Below are 2,468 nucleotides of genomic sequence, written 5' to 3' on the forward strand. Positions count from 1 at the left end.
TTTTAGCTGGCATTTTTGTATATATTGATTAAACTCATTTTTTATGATACCCTATTTAAAGGCACAACAGCTTACCCCGCGAATTTGTTGGCTATTCACAGTTTCGGCCATCAAATTTTAGCAGCTTTACCTCTGACTATTTTGGCTTCACCTAATGATGTGAATTTTCTGGTAGAGAAGAGAGGTGCAAATGACTATGCAGGACTCTTTTACGATTTAGCAGAAGGAGGTTCGGGAACCTCGGAAGCTATTTTTCGTTCTCTCCCTCAATTAGCTCATGCGGCTGCTGAGTTAGCCCGCAGTTGTTCTTGCAGTTCTGGCTGTCCTAAATGTTTGATTCAGTCGGGATGCCCTGATGGTAACAAAGCTTTACTCAAGCAGGTGGGGCTGCTGCTGTGCGAAGCATTTTCTACTCCTTAAATATCAAAAAATTGGTGGAATAGACGGCTGAGAAAGGGGAATGGGGAGAGAGAAATAGGGAAAATGGGAGCGGGGAATACAGTGTAGCTTTTTTGTTTGAAAAAAGCTACACTGTATTCCCAATTTTTTTTCCTGTTTTTATTAAACAAGACGCTGCTTGCATCAACATAGAATTGTGCGAACCGCTACTGCGGTTTTTAGGGGTGCATTTTTCGGACTTGTACTCATGAAAAACCAGCTTTTATTACCAGTTATTGACTCCAAAACTAGAGAGTCAACGCTGTTATATTTCAGAAAGCAACCCTATAAACCAAAGAAAAAGCAAGCTTTAATTCCTAACCTCAAACGAGATTTAAAGCATGGCTGGCTTTTAACAATTCTCGCACAAATAGACCGATGTTTATGGGGAAGGTGGGATTATTGGGCTTTGTGTCAAGCTGTCCCCGCTCATGCCTGGATGCGGTGGAAGATGGAGCCAATGCTAGCCATTCTGGAGAACAGAAAACCAGAAATTTTACCCAAATTTGTAATTGAGGAAACTTTGCCAGCAGAACCGATTCCCCAAATCGAATGGCAGCATTCTCCTACCGCAGAAGCCATGCTAGATAACACTCTCAATTGCATTCCTCAACATGGAGAATGGAAAACTTGGTCAGCTTGGGACTATTTGGAGTTTTTCTTGGACTGGGTTTTGTTCGCATTCGGACATCCAGCTTATAAAATGTTACCCAAAGAACCCGCCGGCTGTGAAGGTGCATCAATGCGTCTTTATCAGATGTTTGACCTGTCAATTCTCATGCTATATCCTGAAGATTATATGGGCAGACTGCTACCCCAAATCTGCGGAAAGACTGCTCAAAAAAGTTCAGGGTTTTATCCGACACCCTTAGCTTTATGTCAGTTCATATCTAAGTTAGTCAGTGGTGATAAAACAGAGCGAATTTCCAGCTTCAATGAACCTGCGTGCGGTACGGGTGCTTTAATGTTAACACAGTCAAATTACTGTCTGAGCGGTATCGGTCAAGATATAGACCCTACTCTGTTAAAATGCGCTTTGTTTCAGTTTTATCTGTTTTCACCTTGGCTGGCTGTTCCGATTTGGTGGTTGGGTCAAACTGATTTGCTCCTTGGCAATACTTTAAGTAGCGATCGACCTCAATCAATAAACGCTGCTTACTGGTATAATGAGTGGTTTGAGCCAGTCGAGTCTCAGACTAAAAATCATACTGATTGTCTAGTCGAACATGAAATAAGTTCAGGAGAAAGCTCAGAAGTTATTGACTTGAATGATCAGACATCAATTCACTCTAATCCCGTAGTTCAAGAAGTTGTTAAGGGCAAACGCCGACCCAGAAATACGACAACATCGCCTCATCAATTTACGCTGTTTAATTTGGATGATTTTTAGCCCAATAGCTACCTATTGAACAATTGTTGTGGTGTAGGTGAAGAGTTGAGTTCAAATCACCTCTACGTTATTCTCATTGTTACGAACCAAGCTATCGATATCGTTGGTAAGCTATCACGCATGAGTTCGGAATTCGGAAAGCAACAAGCCGAATATAACGCTGTCAGACACTCAGTTGTGAGCGCGACTACACAACCAATTTAGGGTGCATAGACACCAGAACCTCTATCTGTCAAGGCAGATGCGCCCTAAACGCCTGTTAATTTAGGGTGCATAAACGCCAAAACCATTAATCTATCAATGCCTATGCACCCTAAATGACTCGCTTGCTTTAGAGTGCATAAACGCCAGAACCACTAATCTATCAATGTCTATGCACCCTAAACATCGGTAATTTAGGGTGCATGGATGCCAAAACCATTAATCTATCAATCGCTATGCACCCTAAACGCCGATAATTTAGGGTGCATAAACGTCAGAACCACTAATCTATCAATGTCTATGCACCCTAAACACCGATAATTTAGGGTGCATAAACGTCAGAACCACTAATCTATCAATGTCTATGCACCCTAAACGCCGATAATTTAGGGTGCATAAACGTCAGAACCACTAATCTATCAATGTCTATGCACCCTAA

At 41.8% G+C, this 2,468-nt stretch carries 2 protein-coding genes; both read left to right on the top strand.

The features are described 5' to 3' along the window. The first annotated feature begins 24 nt into the window (after nucleotides 1–24). On the top strand, nucleotides 25–420 hold the full coding sequence (locus QUB51_RS30025) for a DUF1998 domain-containing protein (RefSeq protein WP_333264526.1): 396 nt from the start codon (nucleotides 25–27) through the stop codon (nucleotides 418–420). A gap of 226 nt (nucleotides 421–646) precedes the next feature. Beyond that, nucleotides 647–1,828, top strand: a complete 1,182-nt coding sequence (locus QUB51_RS30030; RefSeq protein WP_333264524.1) for a hypothetical protein — start codon at nucleotides 647–649, stop codon at nucleotides 1,826–1,828. Nucleotides 1,829–2,468: the final 640 nt, after the last annotated feature.

The sequence above is a fragment of the Microcoleus sp. AT8-A3 genome, from assembly GCF_036705675.1.
Taxonomy (GTDB): Bacteria; Cyanobacteriota; Cyanobacteriia; order Cyanobacteriales; family Microcoleaceae; genus Microcoleus.